Genomic DNA, 19759 nt, shown 5'->3' with positions numbered 1-19759 from the left:
GGAGAATAGTCTGACTAATAGCCGGGTCAATCCCGCATTTCGGGAAAACGAACGCGCCTCATCTCAGCCGAAGTCCGTACAGGGCATGATGCGTGAGAACGAAGAGCGTCCGCCCATCCGGACCACCAAGCACCAGCTGAAGCGGGCGCTCCGGTACGTCGATCCGCCCGATCGACTGCCCGCCTGAATCGAACACGAAAATCTGGCCGTTCGCGACATAGACGCGCCCCTGCGCGTCCGCGACCACGCCCTCTCCTCCGCGCTCGGAGAACAGCTTCAGATCGGTGATCGCGCCGCCGGATCCCAGCTTTCCGCTATAGGTGCGGTTCTCCGACCCGTTGGTGATGAAGACACGCTCGCCCGGCCGCGCCTGAATGAACCCGTAGCTGTCGAGCGAATCCGAGAAGCGCAGCCCGCGATGATCGGGCGGCCCCTGCTGGAACACGCGCCAGGCCGGGAGCACGATGCTGCCGTCGGGCGATACATATTCGCTGCCCTTGGGCACGGCCATGTCCCGCGCGAACATCTCCGCGAGCGTGGTGAAGGTATAAGTCTGAGGATCGAGCTGATCCTTGAATTCGCCGTTGTTCCACCAATTCACCGGCAGCACGACGCTCGCGCCGCGCCGAGCGGCTACCGGTGTCGCGGGGATCACCGTCAGCTCGTGATCCGGCGAACCGGGGCGGAAACTGTAGACGGTGCCGTTCCGTCCGTAGGAGGAGAGAACCAGCAGATTGCCCGACCGGTCGACCGCCAGATTGACCGGATCGAGCGGGGCGTCGCGCACGAGCTCCAGGCGCCGATCGTCGGACCAGCGCCAGATGCGCCGGAAAAAGCGATCGACGAAATAGAGCCTCCCCTGCGCGTCCGCGGCCCCTCCCCCGATTGAGTGGAAACCGTCCGCCAGCTTTTCCAGCTTCGCACCGCCGAACGTCGCGGGCTCCACCGGTTTGGGTGCGAGGGGCACGTCCAGCACGGCAAACTGCCGCTCGCGCACGTCCAGGCCATGAGTCACGTCCCGTATCGCATTCTCATAGGGAAATTTGGTCAGCCGAAGGAAGGTCGCGCACCCATTCTCGTCACAGGTGCCCAGGCCGCTCTCACCGTTCACATGCACGTTGCGGAAGCGGATATCGTGCGAATTGTAGAGCGTCACCGCGGCCGGCGCAGCCTTGCGCGTGCGAGTGACTCGATAGCCGTGGAGATTGGCGACCAGGATGTTGCGGGAATCGCGGATCTCGAGCGCGACCGCGTCCCCGCTCTCGCCTGCCTCTCCCTCGGTCTGAGGGGCGAGCAGCTCCCAATTGGCAACCCGGTTGAGGCCGATCTCGGTGCGGACGTGGTGCTCGACCGACGCCTGGATGATGCGCCCCGGGGTCTCGGTGTCCGAGATGAGGATGCCCGGGTGGGCAAAGGTGCTCGGGCTCCAGATGTTGGCAAAGGTGCCGCCCCCGCCGGACGTCACCCAGAGGCTCGCATATTGGCCATCCCAGCGCCGCGCCGCATCTGGATCAGCCGTCGCGTTGTTGTTGTAGGGAGTGACGCGGGTGCCGTCGTAGCGGTTCGTGCCGTGTCCGCCCTGGAACTTGACGTCGTTGACCATCGAATCGGCGCCCGCCATCCACAGCAGCGCGGTCGCGCGGGGATTGACGCCGTTGGTGTCCAGACCCAGGCCGACGACGATGGCACCGCCCCCGCGCGCGCTCTCGACCAGCGCCTTTGGCCCGCCGATGCCCTGATATCCCGGCGTTCCGTCCGGCAGCACGATCTGGGTCAGACTCGGATGCAGGCCCAACAACACAGTCTCCGGCCGCAGGCGCAACGTATCGGTGACACGATAGAAGCCGGCGGGGAGATAGACCACGCGATGCGTATCGATCGCCTTCTGAATCGCCGCGGTGTCGTCGGTCGCGTCATCGCCTTTGGCGCCCAACGACCGGACGCTGACCCATTCGGAAACCGGCGGGAGCGGACGAATGGCGGGTTTGGCCCGCGGCGGAAGGCGATCGATACGCGCGGCCTGCATATCGGTCTTGAACGCGCCCATGTGCCCGAGCCCGGGAAGCGTCAGCCCATGCGTGAACGCCGCGACCTTATAGGCGGCAGCGACGCCCTCGACCGTCTTTCCGCTGTCGCGGAAGCGCGCGAAAACGGGGGTGTTCGCCGCCAGGACGTTCTGGAAGCCGACCTGGGTATAGACATTGTTCTCGTTGGAGATGACGACCGCGGCTTTCGAGACGTTCTCGAAACGGAGATCCTGGCCCCAGAGCCAGTCGCCATATCCCCTGTCGATCTCGATCCCCACCGGAGTGTCGCGGAAGGCGACGTTCACCAGCGTCAGCCCTGCCTCATGCTCGCGGATCGCAGCGTCGCGCTGCCCTTCGAACGTCGAGTCCACGAGCGCGAAGGGCCAGGCTGGCGAGGGCTTTTCGGCGAGGATGCCGTAGCGGCCACCGCGGAAATGCAGATCCTCCGCCTCGTTCGCAACATGGTAGAGGCCCGCCAGCCCGGAGCCGATGTCGAAGTCGACATGGCTGACGAAGCTGTGCTGGGCGGAGTGGAAGCGGATTGCGGTTGCCGCCGGGTTTCCGTCGAGGATGCGGAAGTCGATGTTGCTGAGCGCCGAGTAGAAAGTGCCGGGGTTCGCGTCCCGCAGGTCCTTGTTGAAAGGAACGCTTCCAGGGGGCGGGAAGGCCACCTTGCCGCCGGGCGGGCCGTCGCGCCCCGGCCGTCCTCCCGCGAAGATCAGCATATGGGCGACGCCGCGCTGAAAGCCCGGCGTGCTGGCGCCGAGCAGGATCACGGGACGCGTCGGCCCCACGCCGAAGATGCGAACGCCGGGCCAGAGATTGACGGTGCGGGTGATGCGATAGGTACCGGTGGGAAGGAAGACGATGCCGCCGCCGCCCTTTTCCGCCGCCGCATCGATCGCCCGCTGGATCGCCCCGCTGTCGTCCGCGCGCCCGTCGCCCACGCCGGCCACCCGCACCGCGTGCGGCTCATCCGGCGCGCTGGTGTAGACCGACTGCGACGCGGCGGCGGGCCATGCCATCGCGAGGAGCAGCAATAGCAGCGCCCCGGCGCCCATCCGTCTCCTGTGCATGCTGCTCCTCCACGAACGAATTGTCCCGACCTCGCGGCCGGGACGAGTTTGGGGGCGAACCGAAGCTTAGAAGTTGAAGCGAACGCCCGCACGATAGGTGCGGCCGAGCGTGTCGTAGAGCGCGGGATTGACGTCGAGGCCGGTGTTGGTCTGCGGCGACGGCTCGGGATCCTGATCGAACAGATTGTCGACCTTGAAATAGGCCCTGATGCCCGGCGTCACATTATAGGTCGCGCCGACGTCCACATAGAAGGCGCCCTTCATGAAGTTCCGGTCGATGGTCGGATGGTTGCCGGTCGACACCGGACACCCCGAGCTACAGACCACATATTGGTTGCCGAACACGCCGTCGGAGAACCAGCGCTCCGTGAGCGTGAAGCTGAACTCGTCGTTCTCATAGCTCTGGATCGCCAGCCACTTCCAATCGGGCGTAGCGCCGCTGTTGGCGCCCGCCTGATCGACCGGATCGACACCGGCGATGCCGGCATTGACCACGAACTCGCGAACATGGGTGCCGAGCGCGCGCAAAGTGAAGCTGCCCGGCAGCCCGAGCGGCTTGGTCCATTGATAGCTCGCCTCGATATCGAACCCGCTCGTCTTCCACGAAGCGAGGTTGAAGGGCTGGACGTTGATGAAGTTGCCGCCCTGGACCGGGCTGTCCAGCACGAAGCCGCCGCAGAAGGTCTGGTTGCCTTCGAAGCAGAAGCGCACGATCTGGTCCGCCGTCAGCGTCGAGATGACGCCGTCCAGCTTGATGCTGTAATAATCGAACGAAAGGCTGAGCCCCGGCAGCCAAGACGGGCGCGACAGGACGATGCCGACTTCGGTGTTGCGCGCGATCTCCGGCTCGAGATCGGGGTTGCCGATGGTGTTCTGGAACGCCTGCACTGCGACGTTGCGGAACGGATCGTTGAAGTTCGGCAGCGTCGTGACGGTCGGCGCAGCGAACAGCTCCGACAGGTTCGGCGCACGAACGTCGCGCGAGGTCACCGCGCGCAGCCTGATCCCGTCGAGCGGCGTATCCCAGGTCCCGCCGATCTTCCACGCCCAGACCGTGCCCGAGGTGCTGTAATTGGTCACGCGCGCGGCACCGTTCAGGTTGGCGCGCCCCGCCCCGCTGCTGTTGAACAGCGGCAGGTTGAGCTCGACGAAGCCTTCGTACACGTCATAGGCGCCGCCGCCGTTCTTGTAGTTGCCGGCCGCCCAATTGCTTCCCAGGGGGGCGTTGAGCAGCGGGTCCGCCGGATAAGCCTCGCTGTTCGGGCTGGCGGCGCTGACGCCGGCGCCATAGGGATCGGCGTTCACCCGATAGAATTCGTGGCGATACTCGCCGCCGAAGGCCAGGGTGAGCGGGCCCGCCCATAGATCGAAGATATCGCCCGAAACGCTGACGCTGGCGACATCCTGGGTCAGCCGGGTGTGCTGGAACGGCCCGTTGGCCGGCGTGACATAGGCGAGCGCTGCCGATGAGGGGGCGGCGCCGCCGAAGATGTTGATCGGCTGGCATCCCGCCGCCCGCGCTACCGGGTCGGCGCAGACGATCGCGCCGTTCAGGGCGATCGCGTTGGTCGCGGCGACATAGCGGTTCTGCAGGACGATATCGTTGACGTCGATATCCGATATGGTGATGCCGTGCTGGTAATAAGCGTCGTAGTTCCAATCGGTCCCGGCCAGCCCGAACTCGCCCTTGAGCCCGCCGACGAAGCGATATTGGCGCCGATCGGTATAGACCCTCGGATCGGGGAACGAACCGTTGCTCGTCCCGAAATTGAAGGACGTGATTCCCGCTTCGGCGCACCGGTCGCGAACCAGCTGTGGCAGGAACGGATTCGCGCACTGGACCGTGAGGTTCGGGCGGCCGTACCCGGGGCTCGGCTGGTTGTTGGTCTTCACCTGCGCCACGTTGACGGTCACATAGACTTCGTTGTCCGGGGCAAAGTCGAAGCCGATCCGGCCGAAGCCGTTGACGCGCTGGAGCGCCGAGGCCAGCGAAGCGCCCGAACCCGGAGCGCCCGACAGATCGCCGCCCACGCAGAAGCTGTTGCCGGGATAGCAATTGCTCACCCGGCCGTTGCCCAGCGGCTGGCCACCCGATCCGTAGTTGAAGTTGAATGGCGCGCCGTTCTGGTCGAACGCGATGCCCTGCAGTGGACCGTTGTTGATCAGGCCGTAGAGCGCATATTGGTATGGCTGCGCATAGTCGCGATAGTTGAACTGCGGCAGACCGTTGTCGGTCACTCCGGTGTTGAGCAGCGTGGTTGCGCGATACCAGTCGCGCTTGCCCGCAAGGTCGGTGCCGAAATCGCCGGGGCCTACGCCCTGATCGTGCGCATATTCGCCGCTGACGATCACGTGCAGCCTGTCGTCGAGCAGCGCGCCGCCCCAGGCGCCTTGCGCAAGGATCTGCGCATTGTCGCCATAGGTAGTGATGCCGCCCTGCACATTGGCCTTGAAGCCGGTGAAACGCGTATCGGTGATGAAGTTGACGACACCGCCGACCGCGTCCGAACCATAGGAGGCCGAGGCGCCGCCGTTGACGACATCGACGCGCTTGACGAGCAGCTGCGGGAACAGGCTGATGTCGGGCACGCCGGTGACGTTGGCGCCGACCACGCGCTGGCCGTCGAGCAGCGTCAAGGTGCGGATCGGCTGGAGGCCGCGCAGCGAGAAGGAGCTGAGACCCTGCAGGCCGCTGGAGGTACTGAAGGTGCCGGTCGCCGTGCCGGTCGATCCCTGGAGCGACGGCAGCTGCGCGATGGTGTTGAAAATGTTGGGCTGCGCGCTGGCGGCGATCTGCTCCTCACCGATGGTGGTGGTGGGAGTGGGCGCGTTGAAGCCGCTGGTCACGATGCGCGAGCCGGTGACGACGATCTCGCCTTCCTGCTCTTCGGTCATCTCGCTCGTCGCGAGAACCGTCGCGGGGGGCTCCTCCTGCGGAACCGGCGCAGTCTGGGCGTGCGCGGCGTTCGCCAGCGCCATTGCGGCAAGCGCCGTCAGGCTCGCGCGATGGCGGAACCGATGCGGTGCAAAAATCCCGTTCATCTCCTACCCTCCCTCAATGTTTCTCGTTTCTATTCTGGCTGCGCCGGCTTCGAACGTCCGGCTTATTGTTAACGGTAACGCGCAGCCCGCCTCGCCGCACGTACGACATAGGTCGTAGCGCTGGCTTAGGGCCGCGCCGCGTAGAGCGCGTGGTGGGTGAGGATGAACAGAGTCCGGCGATCCGGTCCGCCGAACAGGATCTGCAGCGGCCGCTCGGGAACGTCGATACGCCCGGCAGGGCTGCCGTCCGGACCATAGACGAACACTTGGCCATTCGCGACATAGACGCGGCCGCGGCCGTCCACCGCCACGCTCTCGCCGCCGCGGTTGGCGAAGGGCTTCAGATCGGTTAGCGTTCCGCCGGCGCCGATCGCACCGCTATAGGTGACGTTCTCCGATCCGTTGGTGACGAACAGCCGCTCACCCTGGCGGCCGCCGACCAGTCCGTTGGCGTTGAGCCCGTTCGACCAGCGCCAGCCGACATGATCGATCGGCCCCTGCTGCCATACGCGGAACGCCGGGAGCGCGAGGCTGCCGTCGGGCGAGACATATTCCAAAGCCTTGGGCGTGGCGACTTCGCGCGCGAACATCTCGGCAAGCGTGGTGAACTCGTAGGTCTTGTGGTCGAGCTGGTCGCGGAACTCGCCGTTGTTCCACCAATTGACGGGTAGCAGCGTCCTGGCGCGCGCATCGCTGCGCACCGCGGTCGGCTGGATCAGCGTCAGCTGGTCGGGCGGCCCGGCGGGATCGATCGAATAGACCGCACCCTTGGGTCCCAACGACGAGAGCACCAGCAGATGCCCCGAGGAGTCGACCGCCAGGTTCACAGGGTCGAGCGCGTGATCGCGCACGATCTCCAGCCCCTTGGCTTCGCTCCAACGATGGATGCGCTGGAAGCGCCGGTCGATGAAGTAGAGCGCGCCTTGCGCGTCGACGGCCGCGCCGGAGATCGACCAGAAGCCCTCCGCGAGCTTGTCGACCTTTGCGATTCCGGCCGGAGCCGGGGCGATCTTGCGGTCCACGGGGCCGATATCGAGCCTCGCGAACTCACGTTCGCGCACCACCAGCTTGCGCGACACATCCTCGATCGCATTGCCGAACGGATATTTGCTGGCACGCAGGAAGGTGCCGCACCCTTCATCGTCGCAGCTCGCATAGCCGCTCTCGGCGTTCACATGGACATTGCGGAAGCGGATGTCGCCCGAGTTGAACAGTTTCACTGCGCTGCGCTGCGGAGCATAGCTGCGCGTGACGCGATAGCCGTGATAATTGGCGAAGAGCAGGTTGCGCGAGTTGCGGATCTCCAGCCCGATCGCGTTCGGCCCGTCGCCGACTTCCTGCTCGGTCTGCGGCGCGTAGAACTCCCAGTTCTGCACATTGTCGAGCACGAACTCGTTGCGGGCATGGTGCTCGACCGACATCTCGTAGACGCGGCCCGGGGTACTGGTGTTGGTCACCGTGAAGCCGGCCGAGGCGAAGGTGTTGGGGCTCCATATGTCCGCGAAGGTGCCGCCGCCGCCGTCGGTCACCCAGATGCTCGGGTATTGCGCGTCCATCCGCCCGTCCGATACCGGATCGCCGCTCCGCGCCGACAGTGTCCCAAGCGGCTTGCCGTCCGCGGTCGGCGTGCCGCCGCCGCCCATGATCTTCACGTCCTCGACCAGGCTCTGCTCGCCCGAGCGCCACAGCAGCGCGGCGGCGCGCGGGTTCACCCGGCCGGTGAAGAGGCCGAGGCCGGACAGGATGTTGTCTCCCCCGCGCGGGCTCTCGAGGATCGGAAGCACGGGACCCAGGCCGGCGTGGCGCGGATTGTCATCGGGGATATAGAGCTGCGTGATCGCCGGATGGAGCCCGATCAGCACCGAATCCGGCCTGAGCGTCAGCTTGTCGGTCACCTTGTAGAAGCCGGTGGGGAAATAGAGGATGCGATGCGCGTCGATCGCGCGCTGGATCGCTGCGGTGTCGTCGGCCTTGCCGTCGCCCGTCACGCCTAGACTGCGCACATTGACCCAATCCGACATGGCCGGGAGCGCACGGATGACAGGCTCCCGGCGGGCCGGCATCGCCGGAAGCGTGCGGATATCGGCATCGGTAGCATAGCTGCCCATGTGGCCGAGCTCGGGAACCTTCAGGCCATAGGAGAAGGATGCCACCCGATAGGTCTTTCCTTTCCCGTCGACGGTACGCCCGCTGTCGCGGAAACGTGCGAAGACCGGGCTGTCGACGGCGACCGCATCCTCGAAGCCGACCTGGGTGAAGACATTGTTCTCGTTGGAGATGATCACGCCTGCGCGGCTGACATTCTCGAAACGGACGTCCTTGCCCCACAGCGAATCGCCGTAGCCGCGATCGATCTCAATGCCGACCGGCGTGTCGCGGATCGCGACATTGACCATCGTCAGTCGCGCTTCATGCTCGCGGATCGCCGCATCGCGCTGCCCCTCGAAGGTCGAGTCGAGCAGCGTGAACTGCCAGGCGGGCGAGGTCTTCTCGGTGACGATGCCATAGCGTCCACCCTTGAAGTGGACGTTCTCCATCACGTTGCCCGCCTGATACACGCCCGCGAACGCCGAGCCGAGGCGGAACTCCATGTGGCTGAGGAAGGCATGCTGGGCCATGCGGAAGCGCACGCCCGCGGCCGCCGGATTGCCCTCCGCAATCTCGATGTCGATGTTGCTCATCGACGAATAAAAAGTGCCCGAATTGGCGTCGCGGACGATCTTGTCGCGCGGCACGATCGTCGGCACCGGCACCGGGACCTTGCCGACATTATATTGATCGTCGCCTCCGAAGACGATCATCGTCGACACGCCTTGCTGGAATCCGGGCGTGTTGGCGCCGAGCTGGATGACCGGGCGGGTCGCCCCGACGCCATAGACGCGGACGCCCGGTGGAACCACCAGCGTGCGCGTGATCCGGTATTTGCCCGAAGGCAGGAAGACGATTCCGTGGCGGGTTTCGTCGCGCGCCTGATCGAAGGCTCTCTGCAGCGCGTCGCTGTCGTCCGCCTTGCCGTCGCCCTTCGCCTTGACCGTCACTGCTTTCGGTTCGGCGGGGGCCGTCGGGAATACGGACGCGCTCTGCGCGAAAGCCGCGAAGGGCCCGGTCAATGCCGTTGCAGCGAGCAAGCCAGTCAGAACGCAGCGCATATTCATCGGGATTCTCCCAGCCTCGGCATCGTTCCCGCTGGCTAACCCGCCCGCCAGGCCAAGGCATCTGCGACCAAGGTCGTAGTTTTCAGCGCCCGGACAGCGATCCAAAAGCGCGACAGCATCGGTCGGGTAGCAGGCTCGGCAGGACAACCAGTTGTCGAGGACATCCGATTTGCTGCCTTCCGTGCGACCCAAGCCAGCCTTCGCCGTGATCGTCATGGGAGTCAGCGGCTGCGGCAAGTCGACGTTGGGCGCACTGCTCGCCGAAGCACTGGGCTGCCCATTCCTCGAAGGCGATGATTTCCACTCGCCAGAGGCGATCCGGAAGATGCGCGGCGGACAAGCGCTGGGGGACGAGGACCGCTGGCCTTGGCTCGATCGGCTGGGCGCGGCGACGGCTCGCTCGATTGCGGACCACGGTGCGGCCGTGGCTGCCTGCTCGGCGCTGCGCAAATGCTATCGCGATCGATTGCGGGCCACGATCGGGCAGCCGGTTCAGCTGATCCTGCTGGAGAATACGCGCGAACGACTGTTGGACCGGCTGGCGACGCGCGCAGGACATTTCATGCCGGTCAGCCTGCTCGACAGCCAACTCGCGACGCTCGAACGCCCTGTTGCCGAAGAAGATGCGCTCACGCTCATGACGGAAGGACCTCCTGGCACGCTTCGGGATCTGGCCCTCGCACGCCTGAAAGAGCGCTGCCTCACGGCATGAGGCGGCGGCGCCCTTCTCCCAGGTGCCAGCGCATTGCCAGCGCGGCGCGCTCGGGGTCCTGAGCGCGGATCGAATTCACGATCACCTCATGCTCGTGCAGCATCACTGCGATTACCTCCGGGGGACGCGAGCGGGATATGTCGACTCCGGCCCGCATCACCTTTTCGACGTCGGACCAGAGTGCGTCGAAGGCGTGGAGGAAGGCGGGGTTTCCCGTCGCCTCCGCGATGGATCGATGGAGATCCATATCCTCGACGTGCGCGGGAGCGCTCGACAGCAGTGCGTCGCGAAGGCTCGCCATCGCCGCGTCAAGGCGCGCCATCTGTTCGGGCGTTCGCCGCAGCGCCGCCAGCCGCGCGGCCTCCGCCTCCAGCACGAAGCGCACTTCGTAGCTGCCCAGCGTCGTCGGCAATTCGTCGAGCGGCATGAAGGCTGCCAGCCGCTCCGAAGGCCGTCCCTTGACGAAGGAACCTGCCCCACGCCGCGCCTCGGTGATGCCGTCCGATCCCAGCCGCACCAAGGCTTCGCGCACGATCGCGCGCGATACACCGAACATCTCCGCGAGCCGCGATTCCGACGGCAGGCGCGCGCCAACGTCGAGATCCTTCGCCTTGATGAGCTCGACGATGCCCGCATAGACATGATCGGAGAGCCGCGCGTGGTTCATCGGAGCAGCAGTCCTTCGGTCAATATCGTCATCATTGGCGACAGAATGGCGCTGCCGAGAAGCATCAACACCAGGTCGGCGGCGGCGACTGCGGTTTTCATGATCGACATTCCTCCCCCTCTCGAGCGCTTCATGACTCTCGCAAACCTGTTAGACAGATTCTAAACTCTTGCAGGCAAAAATGCCAGAGAATCGGTTTTTTGCGGCCAAACGAAGCTGGGTCAGCAATATTCGGCTTGAATCTGTCCAACCAATTCTCCTAAGTTAGCGCTAACGAATCTGGAGGCTCCGCTCGGCCCTTCGGCCGACGGTCTCGCAAACGGATCGCTACAGGGAGAGTGAAATGCACCCCGAAATGCATTCGCATGACAATCTCAACCCCCGAGACCGCCGGATCCCGGAACCTCCGTCCCGGCCGCAACTCACGCCCACGCAGATGGAAGTGCTGCGCTGCGTGCGTTCGGGCTTGCTGAACAAGCAGATCGCCCATGAGCTCGGCATCGCCGAAGCGACAGTAAAGGTCCACATGACGGCCCTGATGCGCAAGCTCAACGTGCGGAACCGAACCCAGGCAGCGATCGCGGCTGGCAACTTCGTTTAATCGACTTGCCGGACGCTGGTACCAAGCCGGCTTTCAAGCCTGGATGCCCCACGAGCTGGACTTCCACGAGCCTCGCAGCGCGACAACTCTGGTTAGCATCAAGCAGGTCCGCCTCTTGCGGACTAGCGCTTGCCCTTGTCGAGCGCGGCCACCTGGGTGGCGGCGAGCAGAAAGGCGCCGACGCCGTAATATTGGGTATCGCCGGGCTCGACCTTCTCCGGGCGATCGCTCACCTGCTGAACATAGCCGAGACGTCCGTCGGGCTGGATCGCACGCTGGAGCGCAGTCCAGCCGCGACGGACTGACGGCTCATATTCGGCGCGTGGCAGCAGCCCTGCGTTGATTCCCCAGGCGAGGCCATAGGTGTAGAAGCCCGTGCCGCTCGACTCCGGCGGCGAGCCCTCCGGCGCGAGCAGTGAGGGAGACCAATAGCCATCCGCCTTCTGCAGCTCCTTCAGGCGCCTCGCCATCTGGAGGAACAAGCCCTCCATCCGCACACGATCCGCGCTGCCTTTCACGAGCAGCGGAATGGTGCGCGCCATACCGGCGAACACCCAGCCATTGCCGCGGCTCCAGAACTCCTTGCGTCCTCTGGCATCGCGGCGCTCGAAGAAACGGCTGTCGCGGTAATAGAGGCGTTCGGCGGGATCGTAGAGGAAATCGGTCGTCGCCCAGAATTCGCGCATCGCGAAATCGAGGTAGCGCGGGTCGCCGGTCTGCAGCGACATTTCGGCGAAGGCAGGCGGCGCCATGAACAGCGCATCGCACCAGCACCAACGCTTCAGGCATTCGGCCGCGCCATAGCCCTCGGGCGGAACGAAGAAGGCGAGCGACGTGACCGCGGGCTCGCCGATCACGCGATCGAAGGTGCGGCGGGCGGGCTTACGCGCCGCTTCGCCCGCACCGTTCCGCGCCGCCCAGAGATAGGATTGCGTGATGGCATGATCGTCAGCGAAATAGGGCAGCTTGCCGGGAAGCCACTGGTTGGCGGCGCCCATGTCGAGGATCGCCTGCCGGACCCGCGGCGGGCCCCCGGCGTCGGCGAGCGCCGTCATCCCGACCCAGAAAGCCGCCTGCTCCCAGGCGCGCGGGTTGCGCGTCTCGCCCGTGACGCGCGAGACGGTGCCGCCGTGCATCTGGCCGAGCTGCCAGTCGGCGAGGCGGACCGCGACCTCGATCGCCGATACCGCAGGTTTTGCAACCGTACTCTGCGCGAAGACCGCAGTCGGTGCGGCAGCCAGCAGTGCCGATGTCAAGGCGAGATGCTTCATTTTGCCCCTTCTCCAGATCGTCGTGAGCCAGGATTGCCCTGTTGCCCGTCCACCAAGGCTATATGCCCGAACACCGATGGGCTAGCGACTCACTGGGCTAGGAAAAAGCAGCGCGCCTGCCGGACACAGGTACATCACGAAGGGGATTTGACCCGGACGCCGGAGAATGGTCGTCCGGTTGAAAGACGAATTGTCACGCCGGCCCAGGCCAGGATCCCTAAGCGACGGCTGCTTCAGGCCCGGCGCGCTCCCACGACCGGCGGATGGATTCAGGCAGTATCCCCTGCACTTTGGCAATTTGCCCGGGATCGACGTGCCGAGAGAGCACCGCGAAGACGGCCTGTGTCGCATCCGTGGGATCGATCGGGCGAACGTCGGTCAACCATTCGCCCACCTCCTCGACGAACTCCTCGATCGTGCGGCATTCGGTGGGTTGCTTCGCCGGTTCATACTGATCGTAAGTAATATGCACCCCGCACCAACAGCGGCAGCTGCGCTCCGAAATGCGCGGCGGCTTCGACAGGCAGCCGGTCGCGCAGCTTGTGCAGCACCGTGCTGAGCACTTTCCACGCAATCTGCCGATCCGGGCCGATCTCGGCCATGATCTCGTCGAGCCAGATGTTGGTGGTCTGGATCGTCTTGTCGAATACATCGAGACCGGTGGCGCTCATTGCAGCCTCCTTCAGACAGTCTGGGAATGTTGCGTGCTTGGCCGAACGATCTCGCTCAGCGCCTCGCCGGCGTGTGCGGGGTCGGCCTCGCCGGCCAGGTCGCTGATCGAGACCATCCCGACCAGTCGCTTGTCGCGGTCGACCACGGGCAAGCGGCGGACCTGGATGTCCTCCCGCGCATCCTTACCCTAGGCTGAGTTGCCCTCCCGCTCTGCAGCGCATCGTTCTCGCGCCGCTGCTACTCGCGATCTGCCATGTCAGATCTCCTTGTTTGTGCGCATTAAAACGAACGAGCGCGGCGCAAGTTGATTGCTGGCGCGGAACGAGGGCAGCGAACTTCGGCTCGGCCGTGGTCGTCGCCGGTTGGGCATGGGTCCGTACAGCCGCATTGATGGAGCGGAGAACCGCTTGCGGCAGCGATTTATCGCAGATGGGCTGAGTAGCGCGGCACTTCGGCGGAAGTGGTGACCCCTACGGGACTCGAACCCGTGTTTTCGCCGTGAGAGGGCGACGTCCTAGACCGCTAGACGAAGGGGCCGTTGCAGCGGAAGGCGGGCAATTAGGGGGAGCCGCCCGGGTCGTCAAGCGCTGATCGTCCCGAGCGGCATCCAACTGCCCGAAGGCACCGGAAGTACGAAAAACTCCCTCGGCTCGGCTATTTCTTGCCGAGAAACCCACCGGCGAGATCGCTCAGATCATCGAGCATGTTACCATCGCCGTCACGGTCGAGCATCGAGGCGAGCCCACCGAGTCCGCCCGCGTCCCCCTTGAGCATCTCGGCGAACCGCGTGAGCGAACCTTCGCCCCCGATCTGGCCGATGATGTCCTGGATCTTGTCGAGCGGCAGGCCGGTGGCCGAGGCTGCCGTCGCGGCGGTGTCACCGGGTTCCGGGTGCGCCTTGGCGAGCGCACCGATCGCGCCCTCCACCTGCGCGGGGTCGAGCCCGATCTTTTTTGCGAGATTGGCAACATCCGAGGCGCCGCCAAGCTGCCCGAGCAATCCGTCGAAAATTCCCATCTTCATGGTCTCCAGAAGGGCTCCCCCGTCACCAGCCTAACACTAACGACGAAGACAGGCGAGGTCCGAACAGTATATCTCGCCAAGCAGGCTCAGGCGGGCTGCGGCGCGCAGGGCGCCGCCTGGCGCACACCCTCATCGACATGCTCCGCAAACTGCGCGAAATTCTCGTTGAACAGGTCGACGAGCCTTGCTGCCGTGGCGTCATACTGCGCCTTGTTCGCCCATTGCTCGCGTGGGTCGAGCAGCTGCGGAGCGACGCCGGGAACGTTCACCGGCACGCGGAAGCCGAAATTGGGATCGGTGCGGAACCCGGCATTGGCAAGGCTGCCGTCGAGCGCGGCGTTGAGCAGCGCGCGGGTGAGTTTGATCGGCATGCGTTTGATCCCGGGATCGGTCGCCATGCCGCCTGCCCAGCCGGTGTTGACCAGCCAGCAATCGACATTCCCCCGGGCGATCCGCTCCTTGAGCAGATTGCCATATACCGACGGATGCCGCGGCATGAAGGCGGCACCGAAGCAGGTCGAGAAGGTCGCCTCCGGCTCGGTGACGCCGATCTCGGTGCCGGCGACCTTGGCGGTGTAGCCGGAAAGGAAATGATACATCGCCTGCTCAGGCGTGAGCCTGGCGATCGGCGGCATGATCCCAAAGGCATCGGCGGTGAGAAAGACGATGTTGCGCGGCACCGGGCCTAGGTTGCGCGGCGAGGTGTTGGGAATGAAGTCGATCGGATAGGCGCCGCGGCTGTTCTCCGCCAGGCTGGCGTCGTCGAGATCGAGCTCGCGCGTCTCGGCGTCCATGACGACGTTCTCCAGCACCGTGCCGAAGCGCCTGGTCGTCGCGAAGATCTCAGGCTCGGCATCCGGCGAGAGGCGGATCATCTTGGCGTAACACCCGCCTTCGAAATTGAAGACCGCGGTGTCCGACCAGCCATGCTCGTCGTCGCCGATCAGCGTGCGGCTCGCATCGGCCGAAAGCGTGGTCTTGCCGGTGCCCGAGAGCCCGAAGAAGACAGCAGTGTCGCCCTGGGGGCCGATGTTCGCCGAGCAGTGCATCGGCATGATGCCCTTGGCGGGCAGCAGATAGTTGAGCAGCCCGAACACGCTCTTCTTCATCTCGCCGGCATAGGCAGTGCCGCCAATCAGGATGAGCTTTTCGGTGAGGCTGATCGCGATCACCGTCTCGCTACGGGTGCCATGGCGGGCGGGATCGGCGCGGAAGCTGGGAAGGTCGATGATCGTATATTCGGGCACGAAGCCGGAAAGCTCGTCCTCGGCCGGCCGCACCAGCATCGTGCGGATAAACAGGCTGTGCCAGGCGAACTCGTTGATCACGCGGACGTTGACGCGGTGCTCGGGCTGCGAGCCGCCGAACAGGTCCTGCACGAACAGCGTCTCGCGCGCCGCCGCCTCGGCGAGGAAATCGGCCTTGAGCGCAGCGAAATGTTCGGGGCTCATCGGCTTGTTGACCTTGCCCCACCAGACACTGCTCTCGGTCTCGGCATCGCGGACGATGAACTTGTCGTTCGCCGAGCGGCCCGTGTGCTTGCCGGTGGCGACGACCAGCGGGCCATCCTTGGCAAGCCCGCCTTCGCCGCGCCGGATGGCATGCTCGACCAGTGGGGCAGTGCCCAGATTCCAGAACAGTTCGGCCGTAGTGGCGATGCCCTGCATCTCCAGGCCATGAAGCGATCGACGCTCAGTCACCCATATTCTCCCAATTTTCCGCCCCAGTTTCTGCTTGGGACGGAATTCCCGGCTTCTGCGACCGGGGCTGTTGATGGTCCCGCCATATGGGACGCGGAAAATGGGTCAATCCTGGTAAACGCTGTCAGCCGATTGAGCGTGCTGGAACTTTGGTCTAGTTCCTTTTCCGATGCTTTTGAGCCACGCCCCGGTGCCCGCATGAGCGCGACGATCGCGCTGGTCGATGACGACCGGAACATCCTCACCTCGGTTTCGATCGCGCTCCAGACCGAAGGCTTCCTGACGCGAGTCTATTCGGACGGAGAAAGCGCGCTCAAGGCGCTGATCGACAACCCGCCCGACTTGGCGGTCCTCGACATCAAGATGCCCAAGATGGACGGGCTTGAGCTGCTCCGCCGGCTGCGCGAGAAGAGCGCTATCCCGGTGATCTTCCTCACCAGCAAAGACGACGAGCTCGACGAGGCGCTGGGCCTGGCGATGGGCGCGGACGACTACATCGCCAAGCCGTTCAGCCAGCGGCTGCTGATCGCGCGCATCCGGGCGATTCTCAGGCGCACCGAGGCTACCCAGCCGAGCGCCGAGGGTGGCGAGACGGAGCCGCCGGAGGTGCTGGTGCGCGGCCGGCTGACAATGGATCCGGCGCGCCACCGCGTCACCTGGGGCGGCACCAACGTGACGCTGACCGTCACCGAGTTCTTGATCCTCGAGACGCTGGCGCAGCGGCCCGGGATCGTGAAGACCCGCAACCAGCTGATGGATGCGGCATATCAGGACGACATCTACGTCGATGACCGCACCATCGACAGCCACATCAAGCGCGTGCGGCGCAAGTTCCGGCAAGTCGACCCTGAGTTCGACGCCATCGAAACGCTCTATGGCGCCGGTTACCGCTTCTCGGACGAGTAGCGAGCGCGATCTCGCGCTCAAATGGTCCAGCCGCGTCAGCCTCACGCCACGCATCCTCGCGGTCAACATCTTCGCGCTCGCGCTCCTCGGCGGCGGCTTCTCCTATCTCGATTCCTATCGTAGCCGGATGGTCGACAGCCGTATCGCGCAGGCACAGCGCGAGGCGCGGCTGATTGCACAGGCACTCGCCTCGGCCACGCCCGAGCGCCGCGACCTGCTCGTGCTCAGCCTCGCGCGCGACACCGGCAGTCGCATCCGCCTGTTCGACGAAAACGGGGCGATGATCACCGACAGCCGCGACCTGGGACTCAACAACGTCGTGCTGCGCGATCCGGACAAGGACCCGTGGGGCCAGTCCGTCGCGCGTTTCCTGGACGCGGTGATCGATACGGTCGCCGGCGCGGATCGCGTCCCACTCTATCGCGAGCGGGCGCGCGACAAGGGACTCGCCTGGCCCGATGTCGAGGCCGCGCGCGAAACGCATGGCACCCACGCGAGCGTGTGGCGCGCGCCCGACCGCACGCCGGTGATCACTGCGGCGACGCCGATCACGCAGCTGGGCGTGGTGATGACCACAGTCAACGCGCGAGAGATCACGCGCACCGTCCGCGTCGAACGGCTGCGGCTGGGAATGGTGCTGGGCGTGGTCCTGGCCGTCTCGATACTGCTCTCGCTGTTCCTCGCGCGAACGATCGTGCGGCCCCTGCGCCGCCTTGCCCGGGCCGCAGTGCGGGTGCGGCTGGGCCGGGCGCGCGAAGTGGTGGTGCCGCGCCTGCCCGAGCGCAGCGACGAAATCGGGATGCTCGCGCGCGCGATCTCCGACATGAGCCAAGCGCTGCGCGCGCGGATCGATGCTACCGAAAGCTTCGCCGCCGACGTGACGCACGAGCTCAAGAACCCCCTCGCCTCGCTGCGCTCCGCAGTCGAGGGACTTTCGAAGGTCAAGGATCCCGAGCTTCAGGAACGGCTACTCGCGATCGTGCGCGACGACGTGCACCGGCTGGACCGGCTGATCACCGACATCTCCGATGCGTCGCGCCTGGACGCGCAGCTCAGCCGCGCGACGTTCGAGCCGGTGGACGTGGGCGCGATGATCGCCGCTTTGGTCGAGCAGCGCGAGACGCGCGGCCTGCCGCGTGGCGTCCGCCTGGTCTTCGACCGACGCCCGCACGACGCGCTGCGCGTCCTCGGCGAGGGCGCCCGGCTCGAGCGCGTGTTCGAGAATCTGATCGAAAATGCGATTTCCTTTTCTCCCGATGGCGGTTTGGTCACCATTTCAGCATACAGCGAGGGCGACATGCTGATCGTGCGGGTGGAAGACGAAGGACCGGGAGTGCCGGAAGAATCACGCGAGGCGGTCTTCCGCCGCTTCCATTCGGTGCGGCCGGAGAGCGAAGCCTTCGGCCAGCATTCGGGGCTGGGCCTTGCCATCGCGCGGACGATTGTCGAAGGCCATCAGGGGAGCATCGGGGTGGAAGCACGCGAGGATCGATTGAGCGGGGCACGGTTCGTAGTTCGCCTTCCGCTGGTGGAGGGCGATTGATGGCGCCGCCGGAAGTTTCTTCGGAAACGGTGCATGGAACCTGCGTGGCGATCAGCGGCCGCGCGGTGCTGATCGAGGGGCGCTCGGGTGGCGGCAAGTCGGATCTGGCGCTGCGCCTGATCGACCGTGGCGCAACGCTGGTGGCGGACGAGCAGGTCGTCTGTCAGCGGCACAACGGCGGCCTGGTCGCGAGCCCGCCGGCGCATGCGGCGGGCCGGATCGAGGTGCGCGGAATCGGTGCCGTGGAGATGTCGCACGCCGAACGCGTACCGGTGGGGCTGTTGGTCGCGATCCTCGATTCGCCGTCGAAGCATCCCGACGATGCGCCCACGCGCCGGATCGCGGGTGTGGACGTGCCGGTGCTGCCGCTCGCCGCGCTCGAACCATCGGCCCCGATCAAGGTCGAGCTTGCTCTCAGGCGCCAGGCGCAGTGAGCCGCAAACCAAAGAACATTCTGCTCGTCACTGGCATGTCGGGCGCCGGAAAGTCGACCGTGCTTCGCACGCTGGAGGACCTCGGCTGGGAGGTAGTGGACAATCTCCCTCTCCTACTCCTCAACCGCCTGCTCGACACGGCCCCCGGCGAGGGCACCGAAGGCGACGAGCGGCCGCTTGCCCTAGGCATCGGCACGCAGACGCGCGGGTTCGACGCCGACAGCATCGTGCGCCGGATCAAGAAACTGAGCGAGGACCATGGCCATGATGTCGGCACGCTGTTCCTCGAATGCTCGGAGGCCGAGCTGGAGCGGCGCTATTCGGAAACCCGGCGCCGGCACCCGCTGGCCCAGGACCGCCCGGCGAGCGACGGGATAGCCCGCGAGCGCGAGCTGCTTGCCCCGTTGCGCCGCTGGTCCAACCGGCTGATCGACACCACCAGCATGGCGTCGAACGAGCTGGCGCAGCAGATCCGGAGCACCTTTGCGGCGGATGGCCTCGGCCGCACGGTGATCACCGTCGCTTCGTTCGGCTTCGCGCGCGGCCTTCCGCGCGATGCCGATCTGGTGTTCGACATGCGCTTCCTGCGCAACCCGCACTGGGTAGAGACGCTGCGTCCCGGAACGGGCCAGGATGCCGATGTTTCGGCCTATGTCGCGGAGGATCCCGCCTATGCCGAAGCGATGACACAGATCGAGGCGCTGCTGCTGTTTCTCCTCCCCCGCTACCAGGTCGAAGGCAAGGCTTATGTGACGATCGCGTTCGGCTGCACGGGCGGGCGGCATCGCTCGGTGCACGTCGCCGAGCGGATGGCGCGGCGGTTGCGTGCCGAGGGATTTTCGCCCACGGTGCGCCACCGCGATCTGCAGACCGCGCCGCAGGATTCACTGGAAGGGGCCCCGGTCGCCTTATGAGGGGTCGGAGTTAGAA

General features: G+C 65.6%; 16 protein-coding genes and 1 tRNA gene. 6 read left to right on the top strand and 11 right to left on the bottom strand.

Translation table 11 applies throughout. The features are described 5' to 3' along the window. Positions 1-58: 58 nt before the first annotated feature. From ACMGDH_RS17670 to ACMGDH_RS17660, 3 genes are all read right to left on the bottom strand, one after another. Positions 59-3103 carry a glycosyl hydrolase family 28-related protein gene (locus ACMGDH_RS17670; protein WP_436829292.1) on the bottom strand — a complete coding sequence of 1015 codons (3045 nt, stop codon included), beginning with the start codon at positions 3101-3103 and terminating at the stop codon, positions 59-61. Between the two features lie 66 nt (positions 3104-3169). Then, a complete protein-coding gene (locus tag ACMGDH_RS17665) occupies positions 3170-6145 on the bottom strand; it encodes a TonB-dependent receptor plug domain-containing protein (RefSeq protein ID WP_436829291.1) in 2976 nt (991 codons plus the stop codon). A gap of 125 nt (positions 6146-6270) precedes the next feature. Further along, positions 6271-9300, bottom strand: coding sequence for a glycosyl hydrolase family 28-related protein (locus ACMGDH_RS17660; protein WP_436829290.1), 3030 nt, complete (start codon positions 9298-9300; stop codon positions 6271-6273). Positions 9301-9514: 214 nt separating this feature from the next. Between ACMGDH_RS17660 and ACMGDH_RS17655 the strand changes: the two genes are divergently transcribed. Beyond that, a complete protein-coding gene (locus tag ACMGDH_RS17655; RefSeq protein WP_436829371.1) occupies positions 9515-10012 on the top strand; it encodes a gluconokinase in 498 nt (165 codons plus the stop codon). On the opposite strand, the gene ACMGDH_RS17650 is transcribed toward ACMGDH_RS17655, so the two are convergent. Beyond that, complete coding sequence (locus tag ACMGDH_RS17650; protein WP_436829289.1) at positions 10002-10679, bottom strand: FadR/GntR family transcriptional regulator; 678 nt, start codon at positions 10677-10679, stop codon at positions 10002-10004. The genes ACMGDH_RS17655 and ACMGDH_RS17650 overlap by 11 nt on opposite strands. A 355-nt stretch (positions 10680-11034) precedes the next feature. On the opposite strand from ACMGDH_RS17650, the gene ACMGDH_RS17645 reads away from it, so the two are divergent. Further along, positions 11035-11280 carry a helix-turn-helix domain-containing protein gene (locus ACMGDH_RS17645; RefSeq protein WP_436829370.1) on the top strand — a complete coding sequence of 82 codons (246 nt, stop codon included), beginning with the start codon at positions 11035-11037 and terminating at the stop codon, positions 11278-11280. A gap of 122 nt (positions 11281-11402) precedes the next feature. On the opposite strand, the gene ACMGDH_RS17640 is transcribed toward ACMGDH_RS17645, so the two are convergent. From ACMGDH_RS17640 to ACMGDH_RS17610, 7 genes are all read right to left on the bottom strand, one after another. Beyond that, positions 11403-12551 carry a glycoside hydrolase family 88/105 protein gene (locus tag ACMGDH_RS17640; RefSeq protein ID WP_436829288.1) on the bottom strand — a complete coding sequence of 383 codons (1149 nt, stop codon included), beginning with the start codon at positions 12549-12551 and terminating at the stop codon, positions 11403-11405. Positions 12552-12768: 217 nt separating this feature from the next. After that, positions 12769-13023 (bottom strand): DUF2267 domain-containing protein, encoded by a 255-nt coding sequence (locus ACMGDH_RS17635; RefSeq protein ID WP_436829287.1) that lies wholly within the window; start codon positions 13021-13023, stop codon positions 12769-12771. Beyond that, positions 12998-13222, bottom strand: coding sequence for a DUF2267 domain-containing protein (locus tag ACMGDH_RS17630; RefSeq protein WP_436829286.1), 225 nt, complete (start codon positions 13220-13222; stop codon positions 12998-13000). Before ACMGDH_RS17630 ends, ACMGDH_RS17635 begins: the two co-directional genes overlap by 26 nt. Before the next feature lie 11 nt (positions 13223-13233). Next, positions 13234-13389, bottom strand: coding sequence for a CBS domain-containing protein (locus ACMGDH_RS17625; RefSeq protein ID WP_436829369.1), 156 nt, complete (start codon positions 13387-13389; stop codon positions 13234-13236). A 295-nt stretch (positions 13390-13684) separates the two neighbouring features. After that, a tRNA-Glu gene (locus ACMGDH_RS17620) sits at positions 13685-13760 on the bottom strand. A 117-nt stretch (positions 13761-13877) separates the two neighbouring features. After that, positions 13878-14246: a hypothetical protein gene (locus ACMGDH_RS17615; RefSeq protein WP_436829285.1), complete on the bottom strand. Its 369-nt coding sequence runs from the start codon at positions 14244-14246 to the stop codon at positions 13878-13880. A gap of 86 nt (positions 14247-14332) precedes the next feature. Continuing rightward, entirely contained in the window at positions 14333-15946 is a 1614-nt protein-coding gene (locus ACMGDH_RS17610; protein ID WP_436829284.1) for a phosphoenolpyruvate carboxykinase, read from the bottom strand. Between the two features lie 198 nt (positions 15947-16144). Between ACMGDH_RS17610 and ACMGDH_RS17605 the strand changes: the two genes are divergently transcribed. Genes ACMGDH_RS17605 through rapZ form a run of 4 tightly spaced genes read left to right on the top strand, consistent with a single transcriptional unit; the run spans position 16145 to position 19743 of the window. Further along, positions 16145-16852, top strand: a complete 708-nt coding sequence (locus tag ACMGDH_RS17605) for a response regulator (protein ID WP_436829283.1) — start codon at positions 16145-16147, stop codon at positions 16850-16852. After that, on the top strand, positions 16821-18395 hold the full coding sequence (locus tag ACMGDH_RS17600; protein ID WP_436829282.1) for a stimulus-sensing domain-containing protein: 1575 nt from the start codon (positions 16821-16823) through the stop codon (positions 18393-18395). The genes ACMGDH_RS17605 and ACMGDH_RS17600 overlap by 32 nt, the downstream gene beginning before the upstream one ends. Next, a complete protein-coding gene (locus tag ACMGDH_RS17595) occupies positions 18395-18829 on the top strand; it encodes an HPr kinase/phosphorylase (protein ID WP_436829281.1) in 435 nt (144 codons plus the stop codon). Before ACMGDH_RS17600 ends, ACMGDH_RS17595 begins: the two co-directional genes overlap by 1 nt. Beyond that, positions 18826-19743: an RNase adapter RapZ gene (gene rapZ, locus ACMGDH_RS17590; protein ID WP_436829280.1), complete on the top strand. Its 918-nt coding sequence runs from the start codon at positions 18826-18828 to the stop codon at positions 19741-19743. Before ACMGDH_RS17595 ends, rapZ begins: the two co-directional genes overlap by 4 nt. Positions 19744-19759: the final 16 nt, after the last annotated feature.

It is taken from the genome of Sphingomonas radicis (genome assembly GCF_051400635.1).
GTDB lineage: Bacteria > Pseudomonadota > Alphaproteobacteria > Sphingomonadales > Sphingomonadaceae > Sphingomonas.
The sequence above is the reverse complement of the archived record's forward strand: the minus strand, read 5'-3'. Positions and strand labels throughout refer to the sequence as shown.